The sequence below is a fragment of the Pseudomonas aylmerensis genome (assembly GCF_001702265.1).
Lineage (GTDB): Bacteria > Pseudomonadota > Gammaproteobacteria > Pseudomonadales > Pseudomonadaceae > Aquipseudomonas > Aquipseudomonas aylmerensis.
Genome location: NZ_MAUE01000024.1, coordinates 33,052 through 51,955, shown reverse-complemented (window position 1 = coordinate 51,955; position 18,904 = coordinate 33,052). Strand labels below are relative to the sequence as shown.

The 18,904-nt window shown below is 62.5% G+C and carries 14 protein-coding genes; 7 read left to right on the top strand and 7 right to left on the bottom strand.

Annotated features, from left to right (window positions below):
* Window positions 1–5: 5 nt before the first annotated feature.
* Window positions 6–1,331, bottom strand: coding sequence for an LLM class flavin-dependent oxidoreductase (locus BBG20_RS16630; RefSeq protein ID WP_065905252.1), 1,326 nt, complete (start codon window positions 1,329–1,331; stop codon window positions 6–8).
* A 350-nt stretch (window positions 1,332–1,681) separates the two neighbouring features.
* Here BBG20_RS16630 and BBG20_RS16625 point away from each other — a divergent pair, with 350 nt between their 5' ends.
* From BBG20_RS16625 to BBG20_RS16615, 3 genes are all read left to right on the top strand, one after another.
* The gene (locus tag BBG20_RS16625) at window positions 1,682–3,217 is read left to right on the top strand and encodes an efflux transporter outer membrane subunit (protein ID WP_107339019.1); all 1,536 of its coding nucleotides are present in this window, start codon (window positions 1,682–1,684) and stop codon (window positions 3,215–3,217) included.
* 113 nt (window positions 3,218–3,330) lie between these two features.
* Window positions 3,331–4,443 carry an efflux RND transporter periplasmic adaptor subunit gene (locus tag BBG20_RS16620; RefSeq protein WP_177343949.1) on the top strand — a complete coding sequence of 371 codons (1,113 nt, stop codon included), beginning with the start codon at window positions 3,331–3,333 and terminating at the stop codon, window positions 4,441–4,443.
* Between the two features lie 9 nt (window positions 4,444–4,452).
* On the top strand, window positions 4,453–7,503 hold the full coding sequence (locus BBG20_RS16615) for an efflux RND transporter permease subunit (protein WP_065905245.1): 3,051 nt from the start codon (window positions 4,453–4,455) through the stop codon (window positions 7,501–7,503).
* A gap of 32 nt (window positions 7,504–7,535) precedes the next feature.
* Here BBG20_RS16615 and BBG20_RS16610 read toward each other — a convergent pair whose 3' ends face one another.
* The 4 genes from BBG20_RS16610 to BBG20_RS16595 all read right to left on the bottom strand — a co-directional run bounded on the left by BBG20_RS16610 (window position 7,536) and on the right by BBG20_RS16595 (window position 12,316).
* Entirely contained in the window at window positions 7,536–8,834 is a 1,299-nt protein-coding gene (locus BBG20_RS16610) for an OprD family porin (protein ID WP_065905243.1), read from the bottom strand.
* A 79-nt stretch (window positions 8,835–8,913) separates the two neighbouring features.
* Window positions 8,914–10,284, bottom strand: coding sequence for an MFS transporter (locus BBG20_RS16605; RefSeq protein ID WP_065905241.1), 1,371 nt, complete (start codon window positions 10,282–10,284; stop codon window positions 8,914–8,916).
* A gap of 56 nt (window positions 10,285–10,340) precedes the next feature.
* Window positions 10,341–11,174, bottom strand: coding sequence for an inositol monophosphatase family protein (locus BBG20_RS16600; protein WP_065905239.1), 834 nt, complete (start codon window positions 11,172–11,174; stop codon window positions 10,341–10,343).
* Window positions 11,175–11,323: 149 nt separating this feature from the next.
* Window positions 11,324–12,316 (bottom strand): LacI family DNA-binding transcriptional regulator, encoded by a 993-nt coding sequence (locus BBG20_RS16595; RefSeq protein ID WP_065905237.1) that lies wholly within the window; start codon window positions 12,314–12,316, stop codon window positions 11,324–11,326.
* A 227-nt stretch (window positions 12,317–12,543) separates the two neighbouring features.
* Here BBG20_RS16595 and BBG20_RS16590 point away from each other — a divergent pair, with 227 nt between their 5' ends.
* Window positions 12,544–13,413 carry an isocitrate lyase/PEP mutase family protein gene (locus BBG20_RS16590; RefSeq protein WP_065905235.1) on the top strand — a complete coding sequence of 290 codons (870 nt, stop codon included), beginning with the start codon at window positions 12,544–12,546 and terminating at the stop codon, window positions 13,411–13,413.
* A gap of 45 nt (window positions 13,414–13,458) precedes the next feature.
* On the opposite strand, the gene BBG20_RS16585 is transcribed toward BBG20_RS16590, so the two are convergent.
* The gene (locus BBG20_RS16585) at window positions 13,459–14,784 is read right to left on the bottom strand and encodes an LLM class flavin-dependent oxidoreductase (RefSeq protein WP_065905233.1); all 1,326 of its coding nucleotides are present in this window, start codon (window positions 14,782–14,784) and stop codon (window positions 13,459–13,461) included.
* Window positions 14,785–14,899: 115 nt separating this feature from the next.
* Here BBG20_RS16585 and BBG20_RS16580 point away from each other — a divergent pair, with 115 nt between their 5' ends.
* Window positions 14,900–15,313, top strand: coding sequence for a VOC family protein (locus BBG20_RS16580; protein ID WP_065905231.1), 414 nt, complete (start codon window positions 14,900–14,902; stop codon window positions 15,311–15,313).
* A gap of 376 nt (window positions 15,314–15,689) precedes the next feature.
* Window positions 15,690–17,012, top strand: coding sequence for an OprD family porin (locus tag BBG20_RS16575; RefSeq protein ID WP_065905229.1), 1,323 nt, complete (start codon window positions 15,690–15,692; stop codon window positions 17,010–17,012).
* Here the strand turns inward: BBG20_RS16575 and BBG20_RS16570 are convergent, their stop codons facing one another.
* On the bottom strand, window positions 17,013–17,495 hold the full coding sequence (locus BBG20_RS16570) for a winged helix-turn-helix transcriptional regulator (protein ID WP_065905227.1): 483 nt from the start codon (window positions 17,493–17,495) through the stop codon (window positions 17,013–17,015).
* A gap of 107 nt (window positions 17,496–17,602) precedes the next feature.
* Between BBG20_RS16570 and fabF the strand changes: the two genes are divergently transcribed.
* Complete coding sequence (gene fabF, locus BBG20_RS16565) at window positions 17,603–18,871, top strand: beta-ketoacyl-ACP synthase II (RefSeq protein ID WP_065905225.1); 1,269 nt, start codon at window positions 17,603–17,605, stop codon at window positions 18,869–18,871.
* The last annotated feature ends 33 nt before the right edge of the window (window positions 18,872–18,904 follow it).

Below are 18,904 nucleotides of genomic sequence, written 5' to 3'. Positions count from 1 at the left end.
GATCGCTAGCCGCCGCGTGCAAACCGAGGAATGTCCAGCCCCAGGTTTTCACGCAATGTCGTGCCTTCGTACGCCGTGCGGAACACCCCTCGTTCCTGCAACAACGGAATGACCTCCTGGGTGAACCGATTGAATTGCTCTGGGTGCCCGATATAGAGGTTGAAACCATCCACGGCGCGCGCCTCGAACCACTCAGCCATTTTCCGCGCGACGGTGTCGGCGGTGCCCACGAAGGCACCCGGACGCAGTTGTCGACCAAACTCAACGGCCTGGCGCAAGGTAAAACCCTTATCGCGCGCCTGGTCGGCAATGCGTTTGGCTGCGGTAAAGAAGCTGCTGCGCGCAGCCTCCAGGCTTTCTTGCGGAAACGGCGCATCCAGGTCGTACTGGCTGAAATCATGCCAACCGAAGTTGCGCCCGAACTCCTTCAGGGCGAGTTCAAAACTATGGTCGACGTGATGGTAATGCTGCTCGATTTCACGTGCATGCGCGTCGGTGTCGCCGACATACACTTCTGCGCCGGGCATTACCAGCAGGTGCTGCGGGTCACGGCCCAGCCGCGCCGCCCTGCCCTTTACATCCTGGTAAAACGCCTGGCCCTGCTCGATGCTGGCGGCGTGGGTGAAGATCACGTCGGCGGTAGCGGCACCGAGGGCGCGGCCTTGTTCCGAATCACCGGCCTGGAAGATCACCGGCTGGCCCTGGGGTGAACGCTGGATGTTCAGCGGGCCGACCACGGAAAAATGCTCGCCCTTGTGGTTCAGGCTGTGCAGTTTGCTCGGGTCGAAGAACTGGCCGGTGGAGCGGTCGCGCACGAAGGCATCGTCTTCATAGGAGTTCCACAACCCCTGCACCACCTGCACGTGTTCAGCGGCGCGGCCGTAGCGGGTGTCGTAATCATAATGCTCGTCGCGGCTGTAATTGCCGGCCGTGCCGGCGTCGCCGCTGGTGACCACGTTCCAGCCGGCGCGGCCTTTGCTGATCAGGTCCAGCGATGCCAGGCGCCGCGCGACGTTATACGGCGAGTTGTAGGAGGTCGTCAGCGTGCCGACCAGGCCTAGATGCCGCGTGCTCACGGCCAGCGCCGATAACAGGGTCAACGGCTCCAGGCGATTGAGGTAATGGGAGGGCGACCCCGGTGTGATGAACTGGCTGTCGACGATAAACATCAAGTCGAATAGCGCTGCCTCTGCCTGGCGCGCAATGTCGATATACCAGTCGACGTTGACACTGGCATCGGCCGGCAGGTGTGGGTCAAGCCACAGGTTGTGGCGCCCGGGCCCACCGCAGCCCATGGTCAGGGCGCCCAGTTTCAGCTGTCTTTTGCTCATGTCCAGGTATTCCAGCCCAAGTGACTAAGGGCGCATACAGTGAGCGACTCGCCCCGCCGTGTAAAATAACCACAATGCATAACCTAATTCATTAACAATGCCGAAAGCGCATTTAATGCGCCTGCCGTGCCTGTGCGACCCCATGCACTCACATTGCGCAGTTCCCGGCACCACCTACACTCATCTGAATCCGGCGACGCCGCGCCCTTGTTACCCGGCCGGTCCGTTGCACCTGCACGCAGTGCTCGACAAAAAAAGCAGTTAACCAACTGATTAATAGAGTAACTATGAAAGAGCACCCGCGGCAGCGTGTATCCAGACCGCAACACGTTGCACACCTTCTGGCGCCCTTGAGCCTGCTATGCCTCGCCCTCGCCGGCTGTACGGTCGGGCCGGATTTCGTGCGCCCCGATGCGCCGGCGAATGCCGACTACTCTCGCGAAAAGCTCAGCACCACTGCCCAGGCCGATATCGACACCGGGGGCGCGGCGCAGCGGTTGATCGCCGGGATGGATATTCCCGGTCAATGGTGGGCGCTCTTCCGTTCGCCAGCCCTCAATGCCCTGGTTGAAGAGGCCTTGCGCGCCAACCCGGACGTGAGCGCCGCGCAAGCCGCGCTGCGCCAGGCCAACGAGTTGGTGTATGCCGACCAGGCGTCTCTGTTTCCCTCGGTCAGTGGCAACGTGCAAAAAGCCCGCGAGAAAGTCTCCGGCGTCACTTCGGGGCTGCCGGAGTCGCCGATTCTCACCGTCAGTTCGGCCTCGTTGAGCGTGTCCTATGCGCCCGATGTGTTTGGCGGTACGCGCCGGCAAATCGAAGCCACCTCGGCGCAGGCCGAGTACCAGCGCTTCCAGCTGGAGGCGACGTATCTGACCTTGACCGCCAATGTGGTCAATACCGCGATCAGCCTGGCGTCGGTGCGAGACCAGATCGCCGTCACCGAGGAAATCATCCGCCTGCAGGGCGGCCAGCTCGACTTGCTGCAAGCCCAGCGGCGCCTGGGCGCCATCAGTGATGCCGACGTGCTCACGCAACAGACCGCGCTGGCACAGTCGCGCGCGACCTTGCCGCCGTTGCAGAAGCAATTGGCGCAGACGCGCAACCAGCTGATGGCCTACCTCGGCCGCTTCCCCAATCAGGATCAGGGTGAGCGTTTCAACCTGGCCTCCCTGCAACTGCCGCAGGCACTGCCGGTCAGCCTGCCTTCCGACATGGTCGCGCAGCGGCCGGATGTGCGCTCTGCACAGGCGCAATTGCACCAGGCCAGCGCTGACATTGGTGTGGCCGTGGCCAACCAACTGCCGCAGTTCAGCATCACCGGGTCATTGGGCTCCACGGTGGCGGGCGGCACCAAGCTGTTTTCGTCCGGCTCCGGCGTGTGGAGCCTGGCCGGCGCGATCACTCAGCCGCTGTTTGATGCCGGCGCGCTCGAACACCGCAAACGCGCGGCCGTGGCGGCCTATGACGAATCGGCGGCGCGCTATCGCGGTACCGTGCTGACCGCGTTCCAGGACGTGGCCAACGCGCTCCGGGCGCTGGAAGCCGACGCTGACGCACTCAACCAGCAGGTCGTGGCGGAACGCTCCGCGCAAGCCAGCCTGGATCTGGTGCAAACCCAGTTCCGTCTCGGCGCCGTGGCGTACATCAACCTGCTCAACGCCCAGCAAACCTACCAGAACACTGCTTTGGCACGTGTCAGGGCACAGGCTGCGCGCTACAGCGACACCACGGCGCTGTTCCAGGCACTGGGTGGCGGCTGGTGGAACCGCACGGATGTGGACCCCGCGACAAAGGGCCGTCCGGATCGCTTCGGCCTGCCGTCGTGGCAGGAAATCATGCCGGCCACGAAAAAGCCTGCGCCCAGCGACTCGGCGCGGTTCGACTGAACTGAATCATTGAAACAGTGAGATTCTCCATGGCTGACGTCCAGACTGCCTCTCCCCTGCCTCCCGCGCCCAGCGCACCGGGCAGCCCACGCAAGCGCCGGTTATGGCGGCCGATGCTGATCATGGTCGCGGTGGTGCTGGTGATCGTGGCGATCATTGCCGGGGTGAAATTCGTGCAGATTTCGGCACTGATCGCCCAGTCCAAGGCGCCGTTGCCCGCCGCAGTAGTGACGGCCATGCACGTGCCGTTCAGCGAGTGGCAACCCAGCGTCTCGGCCGTGGGGTCAATGAAGGCGGTTCGCGGGGTGGATGTGACCACCGAGGTCGGCGGTATCGTGCGCACCCTCGGTTTCAAACCTGGCCAAGAGGTGCCGGCCCAGGCCCTGTTGGTGCAACTGAATGCCGATTCCGACATCGCCCAACTGCATTCGCTTGAGGCCACGGCCGATCTGGCGGTGATCGTACTCAAGCGCGACAAAGCCCAACTGGCGGTCAACGCCGTGTCCCAGGCCCAGGTCGACACCGACACCGCCGACCTGAAGGCCAAGCAAGCGGCAGCGGAACAACAGCGCGCACTGGTGGCGAAGAAAACCATTCGCGCGCCGTTTGCCGGGCGGATCGGCATTACCAGCGTCAACCCGGGGCAATACCTCAACCCCGGCGACAAAATCGCCACGCTGCAGACGTTCGACCCGATCTACATCGACTTCACCGTGCCGCAAACCCAGCTCGAAGCCATCGCCATCGGCCAACCCGTCGCAGTGACCGCCGACGGCCTGTCCAACCAGACCTTCACCGGGCGCGTCAGCACCATCGATACCCAGTTCGACTCGACCACGCGCAACGTCACCGTCGAAGCGACCGTCGAGAACCCCAGGCAAAGCCTGGTGCCCGGCATGTTCGCCCGCGCCGTCGTGACCTCCGGGACGCCGCAGCGCTACCTCACCGTGCCGCAGACCGCAGTCACCTACAACCCTTACGGCACCACCGTATTCATCGCGACGTCGGCCAAGAACGACAAGGGCGAGGACGTGCTGACGGCGCAACAGACCTTTATCCAGACCGGGCCGACCCGTGGCGACCAGGTAGCGATCCTGTCCGGCGTGAAGGAAGGCGACCTGTTGATCACCAGCGGCCAGATGAAACTCAAGAATGGCTCGCCGGTGAAGGTCGATAACAGCGCGGCACCGCTCAATGACCCGGCCCCGACTCCCCAAGAACATTAAAGGTGTCCCATGAAGCTTACCGATACCTTTATCCAGCGACCGGTGTGGGCCGTGGTCGTGTCGCTGTTCATCCTGATCCTGGGGCTGCGCTCGATCTTCGAATTGCCGGTCAATCAATGGCCGCGCACCGAAAATACCGTGGTGACCATTACTACCTCCTATTACGGGGCGGACGCGTCCACGGTCGCAGGCTTTATTACCCAGCCGCTGGAGTCGGCGATTGCCCAGGCCCAGGGCATCGACTACCTGGCCTCTTCAAGCATCACCGGGATCTCGACCATCACCGCCACGCTGCGGCTGAACTACGACGCGAGCAAGGCGCTGACCGAGATCAACACCCAGGTCAACTCGGTCAAGAACCAGTTGCCGGCCCAGGCCCAGGAACCGGTGCTGACCATCGCCGTCGGGCAGACCACCGATGCGATGTATCTGGGCTTCTACAGTGACACCCTGCCGACCAACAACATCACTGACTACCTGGTGCGCGTGGTCAAGCCCAAGCTGGATTCGATCCAGGGCGTGCAGACCGCCGAAATCCTCGGCGGGCGCCAGTTCGCCCTGCGCGCCTGGCTCGACCCGGACAAACTGGCGGCGCATAACGTCACCGCGCAGGACGTGTCGACGGCGCTGGCCAACAACAACTACCTGTCGGCCGTCGGCTCTACGCGCGGGCAGACCGTGACCGTGGACCTCACCGCCGGCACCGATCTGCACACAGTGGATGAGTTCAAACAGCTGGTGATCAAGCAGAAAGGCGATGCACTGGTGTACCTGGCGGACGTGGCGACGGTCACCCTCGGCGCCGAGAGCTATGACAGCAGCGTGGCATTTTCCGGCAAGCGCTCGGTGTTCATCGGCATCAAGGTGGCCCCCACCGCGAACATCCTCACGGTCGCCGACAGCGTGCGCCAGGCGTTCCCCGAGCTGCAATCGCAACTGCCCACCGGCGTGCGCGGCGACATCGTGTATGACTCCACCGCGTTCATCAACACCTCGATCTACGAGGTGGTGAAGACCCTGGTGGAGGCGATGATCATTGTCTCGGTGGTCATCTACCTGTTCCTCGGCTCTTTCCGGGCGGTGATTGTGCCCCTGGTGGCGATCCCGCTGTCGCTGGTCGGTACCTTCTTCGTCATGTACCTGCTCGGTTACTCGATCAACCTGCTGACCCTGCTCGCGCTGGTGTTGGCGATCGGGCTGGTGGTCGACGACGCAATCATTGTGGTGGAAAACGTCGACCGACATATCAAGGAAGAAGGCAAAGGTGTGCTGGAGGCCGCGTTGGTGGCGGCGCGCGAACTGGGCGGGCCGATCATTGCGATGACGGTGGTGCTGATTGCTGCGTACGTGCCCATCGGCTTGCGCAGCGGCCTGACGGGCGCGCTGTTCAAGGAGTTCTGTTTTTCGCTGGCGGGCGCGGTCACCGTGTCGGCCGTGGTGGCGTTGACGCTGTCGCCGATGATGACCTCCAAGCTGTTCAAGACCGGCCAGGAGGAAGGTCGCTTCGCGCGCCGCCTCGATCAGTATTTTGACTGGCTGCGCGGGCGTTATCACCGCGTGCTGTCCGGCGGGCTGGACATCTGGCCGGTGCTGGTGACGTTTGGCTTTGTGCTGTTCCTGCTGGTCGCCGCCAGTGGCATGACCGCCAAGAGCGAGCTGTCGCCGACCGAAGACCAGGGCCTGGTGTTCATGCAGATCAAAGGCCCGCCGACCGCCTCGCCGCAGCAGATGGAGCGTATCGCCGACCAGGCGTTCCAGATCGCCAGCAAGGAGTCCGAGTACGCGCAAATGTTCCAGCTCACCGGCCTGCCGGCGCTCAATCAAGGCCTGGGCGGCGTGCTGCTCAAGACCTGGGACGATCGGACCCGCTCCCAGGCCCAGCTGATTCTGGACCTGCAGCAAAAGTGGAACCAGGTGCCCGGCGCAACCATCGCCGCCTTTCCGTTGCCGTCGCTGCCGGGGGCCCAAGGGTTGCCGGTACAGTTTGTGATCACCACCACTGATTCGGTGGAAAACCTCAATGAGGTCGCGCAAGCGGTGATGGCCGAGGCGCAGAAGCAGCAGCTGTTCTGGTTCTCCGACATGGACCTGAAACTCGACAAGCCCCAGGCGCGACTGGTGGTCGACCGGGAAAAAATCGCTGCATTGGGCATGACCCAGGCCGATGTCGGCGCGGCGTTGTCGGCGGCCCTGGGCGGCAACTACGTCAACTACTTCTCCACTGCCGGGCGCTCGTACAAAGTCATTCCCCAGGTGCTGCAGGTCAACCGCCTCAACCCGGAGCAGATTCTCGATTACTACATTCGCACGCCCGCCGGTGCGATGATCCCCGCGCGCACCGTGGCGCACATCGAGACGTCGACGCAGCCGGAGTCGATCAACCACTTCCAGCAACTCAATTCGGCCACGCTTTCCGGCGTGAGTGGCGTGGCCCAGGGCGAGCTGCTGGCCAAACTCAATACGATCCTCAACAACGTGGCGCCGTCGGGCTATACCTCCGACTTTTCCGGCGAGTCGCGGCAGTTCATGCAGGAATCCGGTGGCTTCGTCGGGCTGCTGATGTTCTCGATCCTGATCGTCTACCTGGCGCTGGCCTTCCAGTTTGAAAGCTTCCGCGACCCGGTGGTGATTCTGTTCTCGGTGCCACCGGCACTGTTTGGTGCCCTGGCGTTTATCACCATGGGTTACGCCTCGATCAATGTGTACACCCAGGTGGGCCTGGTGACGCTATTGGGGCTGATCACCAAGCACGGGATTCTGATTGTGCAGTTCGCCAACGAACTGCAGCGCGCAGGCCACAGCAAACGTGAGGCCATTGAAGAAGCGGCCGCCGTGCGCCTGCGGCCGATCCTGATGACCACGGCGGCCATGGTCCTGGGCGTGGTGCCGCTGGTCTGGGCCTCCGGCGCCGGGGCTGCGGGTCGGCATGACATGGGGCTGGTGATCTTTGCCGGGCTGTCGATCGGCACGCTGTTGACGCTGTTCATGGTGCCGGCGATGTACCTGTTTATCGGCGCCACGCACCATCGAGAGGTCGAACAACCGGTGTATGAGAGTTGAGCCAGTGCACAGCCCGCTGTGCACTGGCGTGCTTACAGGATCGAGATCGGGTACTGAACGATCAGGCGGTTCTCGTTGAAGCTGTTGGTGTTACCAAAGCTTCGACGCTGCGTCGCATTGCGCCAGCGCAGGTTCAATGAGCGCAACGGCCCGCTTTGCAGCGTATAGCCCACCTCGGTTTCGCGCCCGCGTTCGCGACCATCACTCACGGCGCCGGCGTGCACATTGCTGCCCTTGATGAACCTGTTCATCAGCGTCAGCCCCGGCACCCCGACGGCCGCGAAGTTGTAGTCATGCCGTACCTGCCAGGAACGCTCGTTGGCCAGGTCGTAACTGGAGCCATAGCTGTCGTTCGCCAGGGTCGCCCCACTGGTGCCGGCGACCCGCTGCAGGCCGGTTTCACCGGTGAGACGTTGCAGACCGACGTAGAAGGTGTGGCCGCCGGTCTTCAGGGAAAACAGGCCCGACAGGGTGCGGTTGTCCTCGCTGCCGGCCAACGCGGCGCCATCTTGCGTGCCGATGAAATAGCCAATATTGGCACCGAGGCTGATGCTCTCGGTGATCGGCTGGGTGTGCAGCAGCTGGAAGTATTGCTGCTGGTAGACGTCTTCGAGTTGGCCGTACCAGGCCGCAACCACTGTGTGTTCGTGGTTGAACGTATAGTCGCCGCCGATGAAATTGAACGCATCCGATTCGATGCTGTTCCTGCCGTGCAACACCGTGCCGACACTGTTCTGCGACAGCTTCTGCATGCTGGCGTCGTTACGCTGGCTGTTGCCGCGAAATTGACCGCCGTACAGGTTCACGTTGGGGATTTCCCGCGAGGTGATTTGCGCGCCTTCGAGGGTCTGCGGCAGCGAACGGCCATCGTCGGCACGCAGTATCGGCAGGACCGGCATCCACTCGCCGATTTTCAGCTCGGTCTTGGAAAACCGCGCCTTGCCGGCGACAGCCAAGCGGCCAAAGTCATCAGCCGGCCGGTTGCCGTCGTGGGTCGGCAACAACTGCGTGCCGTAAGTGCCCCGGCCGCCGTCGAGCTTGATCGCCAACATGCCCAGCGCATCCAGGCCAAAGCCGACGGTGCCCGAGGTAAAACCCGACTTCGCATCGAGGATAAAACTTTGTGTCCACTCCGCGGCCTGGCCATGCCCGGTAGACCCCGGCAGGGCTTTGGAGGCGCCGTTATCGACAAAGTCACGGCTCATGTAGAAGTTGCGCAGCACCAGGTTGGCCTTCGCATCCTCGATAAACCCATCGGCCTGCACCAGGCCGGAGAAGCCCAGTGCAATGACCACGACGTTGCTTTTCACACGCTGAAAATTGAGGCTCATTATTATGCTTCCCGTTGTTTTTTGAGCGCAGCGATCCCGTCCCCGACCACCGTCGCCGGGGCGGTTTACACAGAAAAGGTCAGGTGTTGGCAGGCAGCGCCGCCAGTGACGAGGGGCGTCGTGGACGCCGTGCCACCCAGGACAACAGGCAGGTCAGCAGCACCGAGCCGATGGCCGCGCCGACCCACAGTTGCGAGAGGGTGTTGAAGTCGTAGAGTTTTATGCCGGTGGCCGACAGCGTGGTGCCGCGCTGAATGATGACGCCGGTCAGCATTTCGCCGGCTGCAGCGCCGATGTAGCTGACAATCCCGATCATGCCCAATGCCGCGCCAGCCGCCGCCTTGCCGGCGATATCAACGGCCATCAGGCCGCCGAGGAAGCACAGCAATGCCCCCAGCGAACTGCCGAATATCACCATCGACAGCACGTCCATCCAGTAATGCCCGGCCGGGCCATACAGAAACAACGCCAGGCCCCCTGCGTTCATGACGCCGAAGACAACCGCCAGGCCATGGCGGCGGCCGGCGAAAAAGCGATCGGAGATCAGCCCGCTCAAGCCCGTACCGGCAATCCCGCAGATGCTCGCCACGGAAATCAGCGTGGACGCGGTCAGGGTGTCGTAGTGCTTGGCGTTTTCCAGGAAGAACACACCCCAGGAGTTGACCGCATAGCGACCGACATACATCAGGCACGAAGCGAGTGCCAGCAGCCAGAGCGCCGGGCTCTTGAGCAATAACCATTGAATCGCGGCAACGCTGGTGACGGTGCCTTTGATTTCCAGTGCGGGCTTGGAATTGACCGGTGCAAAGCCTTCGCTTTCCGGCGAGTCGGCCATGAACGCAAACACCAGCACGATGCCGAGCAAGCCCATGGCGGTTGCCAGCCAGTAGCCATACTGCCAGCCCCACGTGACCACGACCGCGGCGACAGCGACATACGTCAGCGCTTCGCCGAGGTTGTGCGCAATCGACCAGAAGCCGTAATAGGTACCGCGCTCGCGGTCGCCATACCAGCGCGCCAGGGACACCACGCATGGTCCGACGCCCATCGACTGCGCCCAGCCATTGATGCCCCAGGCCAGGGTCAGGATCACCGCGTTGGTGGTCGAGCCCATGCAGGCGTTCACCAGTGCACTCAGGGCCAGGCCAAGCATCATGAAGCGGCGCACATTGGCATGGTCGGCGAGAAAGCCGTTGACCAATTTACCGATGGCATAGGTGAAGAACAGCGCCGAGCCGATCATCCCCAATTCGCTGGGGCTGAGGATGTCCTGGGACACCAGCGCGGGCTTGACCACGTTGAACGACAACCTGCAGACATAAAACAATGCATAACTGAGTGACATCGACAGCAAGGTTTGCAGGCGGATGCGCCTGAAGAGTTGGGGGTCGATTTCGGGCTCCAGCGCGCGCGCTGGTGCAGCCTTGAGCAAGCTCAATAGAGATTTCATAGCCGACAGTTCCTGTTTTTATTGTGCTGTACGTGCTTTAAAAGGTGCTGCTGCGATCAGGCGTCCAGGGCATTCCCAAGCATCGAGGCGACTTGGGCGTAGACCTGCGGGTTGGCCACCAGCAACGGATTGCCCTCGGTCAGGCCGTGGTTGCGCAGAAAGTCATTGCTCACGCCGCCCGCCTCCTTCACCAGTACCAGCCCGGCGAGGCAGTCCCAGCTGTTGATGTGGGTTTCGTAGTAACCGATCAGCCGGCCTGCGGCGACGTAGGCCACCATCAGCGCGCCCGATCCATTGCGAATGAAGGTACCGCCCTCTTCCAGCAACTGCGCGATAAAGGGAATGAAATGTTGCTTGCCGCGCCGGTGGGAGGTGCCTACGCCCATCACGCCGTGAGCAATGTCGGGCGCCGTGTGCACGCTCAGCCGCTGCTGATTGAGCCAGGCACCTTGGCCGTTGCAGGCATGGAACAACTCGTCGTGCACCGCGTCCGCCACGGCGCCCAACCATGGTTCGCCGTCGACCATCAAGCCGATGGACACGCACCAACTGTGCAGGCCGTTGACGAAACAGCTGGTGCCATCGATGGGATCGACCACCCAGATGCACTGCGCATCCAGGGTCGCGCCGCCTGTCTCTTCCCCCAGGAACCCATCCTGCGGAAACCGCTCGGCCAAGCGTTGCTTGATGTAGGCCTCGGTGTCCTGGTCGACGATGCTGACCAAGTCCTGGAGCTGGTCGCCCTTGTGGCTGACGACCAGGCTGTCGCGCTGCCGGTAAGGCTCGAGTGCGCGCCGCGCGGCTTGCATGGCCAGCTCCTGCGCACAGGCATAACGCTGTTGCAGGTCTTCAGGACTCAGCGGTGTGCAGCGCTGTTGGCTACTTTGCATGGGCTACCCCCTTGTTGGATGTGTGATTTTCAGAGTCTTGCACACGTGTGCAACATGAGTGCAAAAAAATGGCGGACCTGCCGCCATTCACACTCAACCGCTTTATAAGGCACGAAAAAAATATTCGTTTCAACACATTTTTAAACTATTTATTCCAATGTGCTGCGCCGTTGAATCAACTGCACCGGCACCAAGAAAGGCTGCTCCACGGCCGCGTTGAGCGTGGCGGCCACTGCCTGCCGGGCCAAGGCCTCGGGGTCCTGGCGGACGGTGGTCAGGGCGTAGGCATCGTGGCCCGCCTGGGGAATATCGTCAAAACCGACCACCGCCACATCCCGGGCAACCTGCAGGCCCAGCTTGAATCGCAGGGCATCCATCACCCCCAGGGCCAGCAGATCGGTGGCGCAAAAAATCCCGTCGGGGCGCGTCGGCTGTGCAAACAGGGCCAGCGCGGCGTCCACGCCTGCGGCGTAACCCCCGACGGCCTCGTAATGTTCGGCCAAGGGCGCCAGGCCGGCCTCGGCGACGACCTGGCGAAACCCCTGCAAGCGTTGACGTGAGCTGTAATTGCCCTCGCTCTGGCCGACGAAGGCCAGGCGCGTCGCGCCGCTGCGCAGCAATTCACGCGCCGCCAACCGGCCCCCTTCGACATGGTCGCTGACCACCAGGTTGGCACCCTGCAGGTGCGCATCGCAATTGATCATGGTCAACGGCACTTGCCGATTCAGGTAGCGCTCCACCTGCTCGCTCGACGCTGCCGCCGAGGTGAGGATCACCCCGGCCACTTGATAGCTCAGCAACTCCTGCATCGAGCGTTCGAGTTGTTCCGGGTCATTGGCGTTCATCAGCAGCGGCATCAAGCCTTGCAGGCTCAAATGGTGAGTCAAGGGCCCCAGCAGGCTCGCGAGGAACGGGTTTTCAAACCCGGCGGTGATGATGCCGACAAAATTGCTGCTGCCCTTGTTCATGGTCCTGGCAATCAGGTTGACCTGGTAACCCAGCGCCTCGGCAGACTTCATCACCCGTTCGCGCATGCGTGGCGACACGCTGGCGCCCGGCGTGAAGGTACGGGAGACGGCAGAGCGTGAAACCCCGGCATGCAGGGCGACGGCTTCGGCGTTGATAATGTCCGGGCTAGGCATGTAGGCAAAGTCGGCCTGAAGAAGAAGGTAGCATTCTGGCAGCGCAAAAACCTGAAGTCGACGGCAACGGCGCAGTTGCTGGCAGGAAAAAACACAGGCTAACCTATGTGCTAGAGGCATAGCCCATTCTCAAACGTCATAATCCTACGTTTTCCTACATGGTAATCTCACATCCCTACCAATAGGCATTGATCGTTTGTCGACAATGGCCCCAACCAGGAAAGATCATGCCAAGAAAGTCACACTCAGCCCTGCGTCGTAATTTCCGTGAATTGCTTGCAACGCCTACGTGCGTTGAAACCGCGTCTGTATTCGACCCGATGTCGGCGCGTATCGCCGCCGACCTGGGTTTTGAGGTGGGTATCCTGGGTGGCTCCGTCGCCTCGTTGCAGGTACTTGCCGCCCCCGATTTTGCCTTGATCACGCTGAGTGAATTCGTCGAACAGGCCACCCGCATCGGCCGCGTCGCCCAGTTGCCGTTTATTGCTGACGCCGACCACGGCTACGGCAATGCCCTGAACGTCATGCGCACCGTCGAAGAACTCGAACGTGCCGGTGTCGCCGCGCTCACCATCGAAGACACATTGCTGCCCGCGCAATTCGGGCGCAAATCCACCGACCTGATCTCCATCGAGGAAGGCATCGGCAAAGTCAGGGCAGCCCTGGAAGCACGCGTCGATCCGGAGTTGGCGATCATCGCCCGCACCAACGCCGGCGTCTTGCCCACCGAAGCCGTGATCGAGCGGACCCTGGCCTATCAAAAGGCCGGTGCGGACGGGATCTGCATGGTCGGTGTCAGCGACTTCGAGCACCTGGAGAAAATCGCCGAAAACCTCACCGTGCCGTTGATGTTGGTGACTTACGGCAATCCCAAGCTCAATGACAGCCAACGCCTGGCAAGCCTGGGTGTACGCGTGGTCGTGGCGGGTCACGGCGCCTACTTTGCTGCGATCAAGGCCACCTACGACAGCCTGCGCGCCCAGCGCCAGTTGACTCACAGCACCTCCAACCTCAGTGCCACCGAATTGACGCACACCTACACGTTGCCGGAAAACTACGTGGCCTGGGCGCAAGAGTTCATGGACGTCAAAGAGTAATACCCGGGCGGAACGAGGGGGTCACCCCCTCCTCCACACCCCGCTTCAGCTGAAGAACCGGTTGCCCGGCCGTGGCAATCCCAGGTTCTCGCGCAAGGTTGCCCCTTCATACTCGCGCCGAAAAATCCCCCGCGCCTGCAACTCAGGCACGACGTGGTCGACAAAATCATCGAGCCCGCCCGGCAGCCACGGGAACATCACGTTGAAGCCGTCACTGCCCTCCTCCTCCAGCCATTGCTGCATCTCGTCAGCAATACTCTGGGCGGTGCCCACGAACGACAGGCCGGCATACCCGCCAAGGCGCTGGGCCAATTGGCGCACGGTCAGTTGCTCGCGATCGGCCAGGGCCAGCACACGTTCGCGCGAGCTCTGGCTGCCGTTGGTTTCGGGAATTGCCGGCAGGTAGCCGTCCGGGTCGAATGTGGACGCGTCCGTACCCAGCGCAACCGACAGCGAGGCAATTGCGCTCTGCTCATGCACCAGGCTGTCGAGGTGCGCACGAATGCGGCGTGCGTCTTCAAGCGTGTCGCCCACCACCACAAAGGCGCCAGGCAGGATCTTCAGGTGGTCGGGGTTGCGCTGGATCAGGCGCATGCGCCGCTTGATATCGGCATAGAAGGCCTTGCCCTCCTCCAGGTTGCCCGGCGCGACGAAGATCACTTCGGCGGTTTCTGCCGCCAATTGCCGCCCGGGCTCGGAGGAGCCGGCTTGCACGATCACCGGCCAGCCCTGTACCGGGCGGGCAATGTGCAGCGGGCCGCGCACGTTCAGGTAGCGCCCCTTGTGATCGAGGGTGTGCAGCTTGTCGGGGTCGAAGAACACGCCGCTGTCGGCATCGCGGATAAACGCATCGTCGGCCCAACTGTCCCACAGCCCGGTGACCACGTCGTAGAACTCGCGGGCACGGGCGTAACGCTGATCGTGCGAGTAGGGCTCGTCCAGGCCGAAATTCAGCGCGGCATCCGGGTTGGCGGTGGTGACGATATTCCAGCCGGCGCGGCCATTGCTCAGGTGGTCCAGGGAGGCAAAGCGCCGGGCAATGTGGAAGGGTTCGTCGTAGGTGGTGGACGCGGTAGCCACCAGCCCGATGTGCTCGGTCGCCTGGCTCAAGGCCGACAACAGCGTGAACGGCTCGAACGAGGTCGCGGTATGGCTGCGCTTGAGTGCCTCGGTGGGCATGTTCAGCAAGGCCAGGTGGTCGGCCATGAAGAAGGCGTCGAACCGACCGCGCTCAAGGGTTTGCGCAAAGCGCTTGAGGTGCGCGAAATTGAAATTGGCGTCACGAAAAGCGCCGGGATAGCGCCAGGCGCCGGTGTGGATACTGGCCGGACGCATGAACGCGCCCAGCTTGAGTTGGCGTTGTGCAGTCATGAAGCACTCCCAGGAAATAGTCCTCCAGCATCGTCCGGCTGGACTTTTGCTGTCCAATAATCAAACGTGCTGGCTTATTCCTTGAAGTACAACCGTGCCAGTCGTGAGGTTTAGCATGCAGACCGTTTTTCACTTTGCCTTCAATGTCACCGACCTGGACCGCGCCAGGGCCTTCTACGGCGGCGTGCTCGGTTGCGAGGAAGGCCGCAGCACCGAGACGTGGGTCGATTACGATTTTTTCGGGCACCAGCTGTCACTGCACTTGGGCACGCCGTTCAAGACCGAAAACACCGGGCATGTCGGCAAGCACCTGGTGCCGATGCCGCACTTCGGCCTGGCCATGGCCCTGGAAGACTGGCAAGCCACCGCCGAGCGCCTGACCCAAGCTGGCACCGACTTTGTGTTGCAACCGCAAGTACGCTTTGCCGGTGAGCCCGGCGAGCAGTGGACGATGTTTTTCCTCGATCCGTTTGGCAACCCTATCGAGTTCAAGGGGTTCAGGTCGATGAGTGCGCTGTATACGCGTTGAATTCCAATTGAGCCACGCGGTGTTTAAATAGCTATTGGTTAAGTGCGGCGTTACATAACTTATTCGACCACGCATAAAAAATCCGCCGCAGAATCTGCGGCGGCAACCAAAGGTTTTTGTCGAAGCAGAGCGGCTAAGACAGGGCCAACGCTACACCCCTGCTTGATTAAATAATGTGAAGTTTAATTAATCGAGTTTAATCCAGCGCCTGGCTGCAGGCCGCGTGAACTGTGCTTAGAATCAACCTCGGCAAACTCGCCGAACACAATAAGAATCGTAACGCCTCACCTGAAAAACATCTGCCAATACGCTTTTATGCGCCATCCAGTCAGTGCGATGTTTCTGTGCGCGTTAATTATTCCGGGGAAGTCACAACATGATCAAACAGTGCAGCCTGTTAGCGCTGGCGGTGTGCGCCAGTATCAGCCAATTCGCGCAAGCCGACGCCGTCTCCGACCAGGCCGATTCCAAAGGGTTTATCGAGGGCAGCAGTGTCACCGGGCTGTTGCGCAACTATTACTTTGACCGCAACCGCGAAGGCGGCAGGGCCGACAACCGCGACTGGACCCAGGGCGCGATGCTCAACTACGCCTCGGGCTTTACCCAGGGCACCATCGGTTTCGGCGTGGATGCCTACGCCTACGGCGGGCTGAAACTCGACGCTACCCATGCGGACGCCGGCACCGGCAACCTGCCGACCGACCGGCATGGCGATCCCGAAGATGCCTACGGCTCCGTCGGTGCCGCGGTGAAGATCAAAATCTCCAAGACCCAACTCAAGTTCGGTGACATGCAGCCCACTGCACCGGTGTTCGCCACCGGCGGTACTCGCCTGCTGCCCCAGACCGCCACCGGCTTCGACCTGACCAGCAGCGAGATCGCCGGGCTGGACCTGGAAGCCGGGCACTTCACCAGTACCAACAGCGGCATGACCAGCGACCATGACCACGATATCTACGCCACCTACGCCAACGTGCCGGCCAACAGCGCGAGTTTTGTCGGCGGCAAATACGCCTTCACTCCGTCCCTGAGCGCGACGCTGTACGCCAGCGAACTGGAAGATATCTGGCGTCAGTACTACACCAACCTCAACTACGTCATCCCGCTGGGCCATGACCAGTCGCTGGCCCTGGACGGCAACCTGTACCGCACCCTCGACACCGGCAGCGCCAAGGCCGGCGCGATCAACAACACCACGTATTCGGTCGCGGCGGCGTATTCATTCCTGCAGGCCCATACGCTGACGCTGTCGTTCCAGAAAGTGCACGGCGACACGCCCTTCGACTACATCGGCACCGGCAACAACGGCGCGGGTGAAGGCGGCGACTCGGTGTACCTGGCCAACTCGGTGCAATGGGGCGACTTCAACGGCCCGGGCGAACAGTCCTGGGGGATCCGCTATGACTTGAACATGGCCAGCTATGGTGTGCCGGGCCTGAGCTTCATGGGCCGTTACATCAACGGTTCGGACATCAACGGCACCCATACGCCGGTCAACAGCGCGTATGCCGGCGACTATGGTGCCGATGGCGCTCACCACGAGACTGACCTTGAGGCCAAATACGTGATTCAGAGCGGCCCGGCGAAAAACCTGTCGCTGCGCGTGCGCGATGCGATCGTGGCGTCGAACGCCGACCAGCGCGACGGCGATTTGAACGAGTTGCGACTGATCGTCGACTACCCGTTCACCCTGCTGTAATCACTGTCCGAATGACTCCAGCCGCTCGCGCATCCCCGCGCTGGCGGCTGGACCGGCCTGCAACGTGCAGGCATCCAAGGGCACCACCTGCCCATCGGCATCGGCCATCATCGGGTGCACCAACCGCCCCGTCCCGCGCTCCACCACCTGCACACTGGCGCCTTCCTCGGCGTAGTGCCGGTTGCCCCACGCCACCAGCGACATCAGCACCATACGAAAATCCTCGCCCCTGGCCGTCGGTACGTATTCGTAGCGCGGCGGCCGTTCGCTGTAGGCCTTGCGCTCGAGCATCCCGGCGTCCACCAGGGCGGTGAGGCGGCGCGTGAGCATGTTCGGCGCGATGCCGAGGCTGCGCGAAAACTCATCGAAACGGCGCAGGCCTTGCAGGGCGTCGCGCATGATCAGGATGCTCCACCACTCCCCTACCCGGTCGAGGCTGCGGGCGATGGGGCATTCGTCGCGGGTCAGGGACTTGCGTTGCATAGGGGTTCCTGTGAGTCGCTATAAAGTTGTGTGACGCCATGTTACTTTCATCATGATAGTGACGTCCATAGGGTCTGTACCCTCAACACAACCGGAGTCGATTGATCATGAGTAAACGTATCGTTGTGACGGGCATGGGCGCCCTGACGCCGCTGGGCGCCAGCGTGGAAGCGACCTGGCAGCGCCTGTTGAAAGGCCAGTCGGGCATCCGTCGCCTGCCTGAAGAATTGATTGGCGACCTGGCGGTCAGCATCGGCGGTCAAGTCCAGAATGCACAGCAGGATGCCGAGGCGGGTTTTGATCCTGATCGGCTGTTGGCGGCCAAGGAACAGCGCAAGATGGACCGCTTTATCCTGTTCGCCCTGGCGGCGGCCGACGAGGCGTTGAAGCAAGCCGGCTGGGCACCGAAAACCCTCGAAGAACAGGAACGCACCGCGACCATCATTGCTTCGGGCGTAGGCGGTTTCCCGGCGATTGCCGATGCGGTGCGCACCACTGACAGCAAGGGCCCACGGCGTCTGTCACCGTTCACTATTCCGTCGTTCCTGAGCAACATGGCCGCCGGGCATGTGTCGATCAACTACGGTTTGAAAGGCCCGCTGGGTGCACCGGTGACCGCCTGTGCGGCCGGCGTGCAGGCGATTGGCGACGCCGCGCGGATGATCCGTGCCGGTGAAGTCGATGTCGCCGTGTGCGGGGGCGCCGAAGCGGCGATCCACCGGGTCAGCCTCGCCGGGTTCGCAGCGGCGCGGGCGCTGTCCAGCGACTTCAACGACACCCCGGAGCGTGCCTCGCGGCCCTTCGACCAGGCGCGCGACGGCTTCGTGATGGGCGAAGGCGCCGGCATCCTGGTCATCGAGGAACTTGAACACGCCCTGGCACGCGGCGCCCAGCCGATTGCCGAACTGGTGGGCTACGGCACCAGTGCCGATGCCTACCACATGACGGCCGGCCCGGAAGACGGTGACGGCGCACGCCGGGCCATGACCCAGGCCTTGCGCCAGGCTGGAATCGAGGCGTCTGCGGTGCAGTACCTGAACGCCCACGCCACCTCGACGCCCGTGGGCGACAAAGGCGAGTTGGCCGCGATCAAGACGGTGTTCGGCGCCACGGGCAGCCCGGCGATCAGCTCGACCAAATCCGCCACTGGCCACTTGCTGGGCGCTGCGGGCGGCATCGAAGCTATCTTCACCGTCCTCGCCCTGCGCGATCAGATCGCCCCGGTCACCCTCAACCTGGACAACCCTGACGCCCTCGCCGAGGGCCTGGACCTGCTGCGCGGTGAGGCACGGCCGATGGCCATTGAATATGCGCTGTCCAACGGCTTCGGCTTTGGCGGCGTGAATGCCAGCGTGCTGTTCCGCCGCTGGCACTGACCCGCCGGTTTGCCCCTGTTGTGATTTTCGGGG

Coding starts and splice junctions, on each gene's coding strand:
- BBG20_RS16620 (WP_177343949.1), top strand. CDS start 3,331: ATGCTGATCATGGTCGCGGTGGTGCTGGTGATCGTGGCGATCATTGCC.
- BBG20_RS16570 (WP_065905227.1), bottom strand. CDS start 17,495: ATGCAACGCAAGTCCCTGACCCGCGACGAATGCCCCATCGCCCGCAGC.
- BBG20_RS16605 (WP_065905241.1), bottom strand. CDS start 10,284: ATGAAATCTCTATTGAGCTTGCTCAAGGCTGCACCAGCGCGCGCGCTG.
- BBG20_RS16600 (WP_065905239.1), bottom strand. CDS start 11,174: ATGCAAAGTAGCCAACAGCGCTGCACACCGCTGAGTCCTGAAGACCTG.
- BBG20_RS16590 (WP_065905235.1), top strand. CDS start 12,544: ATGCCAAGAAAGTCACACTCAGCCCTGCGTCGTAATTTCCGTGAATTG.
- BBG20_RS16575 (WP_065905229.1), top strand. CDS start 15,690: ATGATCAAACAGTGCAGCCTGTTAGCGCTGGCGGTGTGCGCCAGTATC.
- BBG20_RS16595 (WP_065905237.1), bottom strand. CDS start 12,316: ATGCCTAGCCCGGACATTATCAACGCCGAAGCCGTCGCCCTGCATGCC.
- fabF (WP_065905225.1), top strand. CDS start 17,603: ATGAGTAAACGTATCGTTGTGACGGGCATGGGCGCCCTGACGCCGCTG.
- BBG20_RS16580 (WP_065905231.1), top strand. CDS start 14,900: ATGCAGACCGTTTTTCACTTTGCCTTCAATGTCACCGACCTGGACCGC.
- BBG20_RS16610 (WP_065905243.1), bottom strand. CDS start 8,834: ATGAGCCTCAATTTTCAGCGTGTGAAAAGCAACGTCGTGGTCATTGCA.
- BBG20_RS16615 (WP_065905245.1), top strand. CDS start 4,453: ATGAAGCTTACCGATACCTTTATCCAGCGACCGGTGTGGGCCGTGGTC.
- BBG20_RS16585 (WP_065905233.1), bottom strand. CDS start 14,784: ATGACTGCACAACGCCAACTCAAGCTGGGCGCGTTCATGCGTCCGGCC.
- BBG20_RS16630 (WP_065905252.1), bottom strand. CDS start 1,331: ATGAGCAAAAGACAGCTGAAACTGGGCGCCCTGACCATGGGCTGCGGT.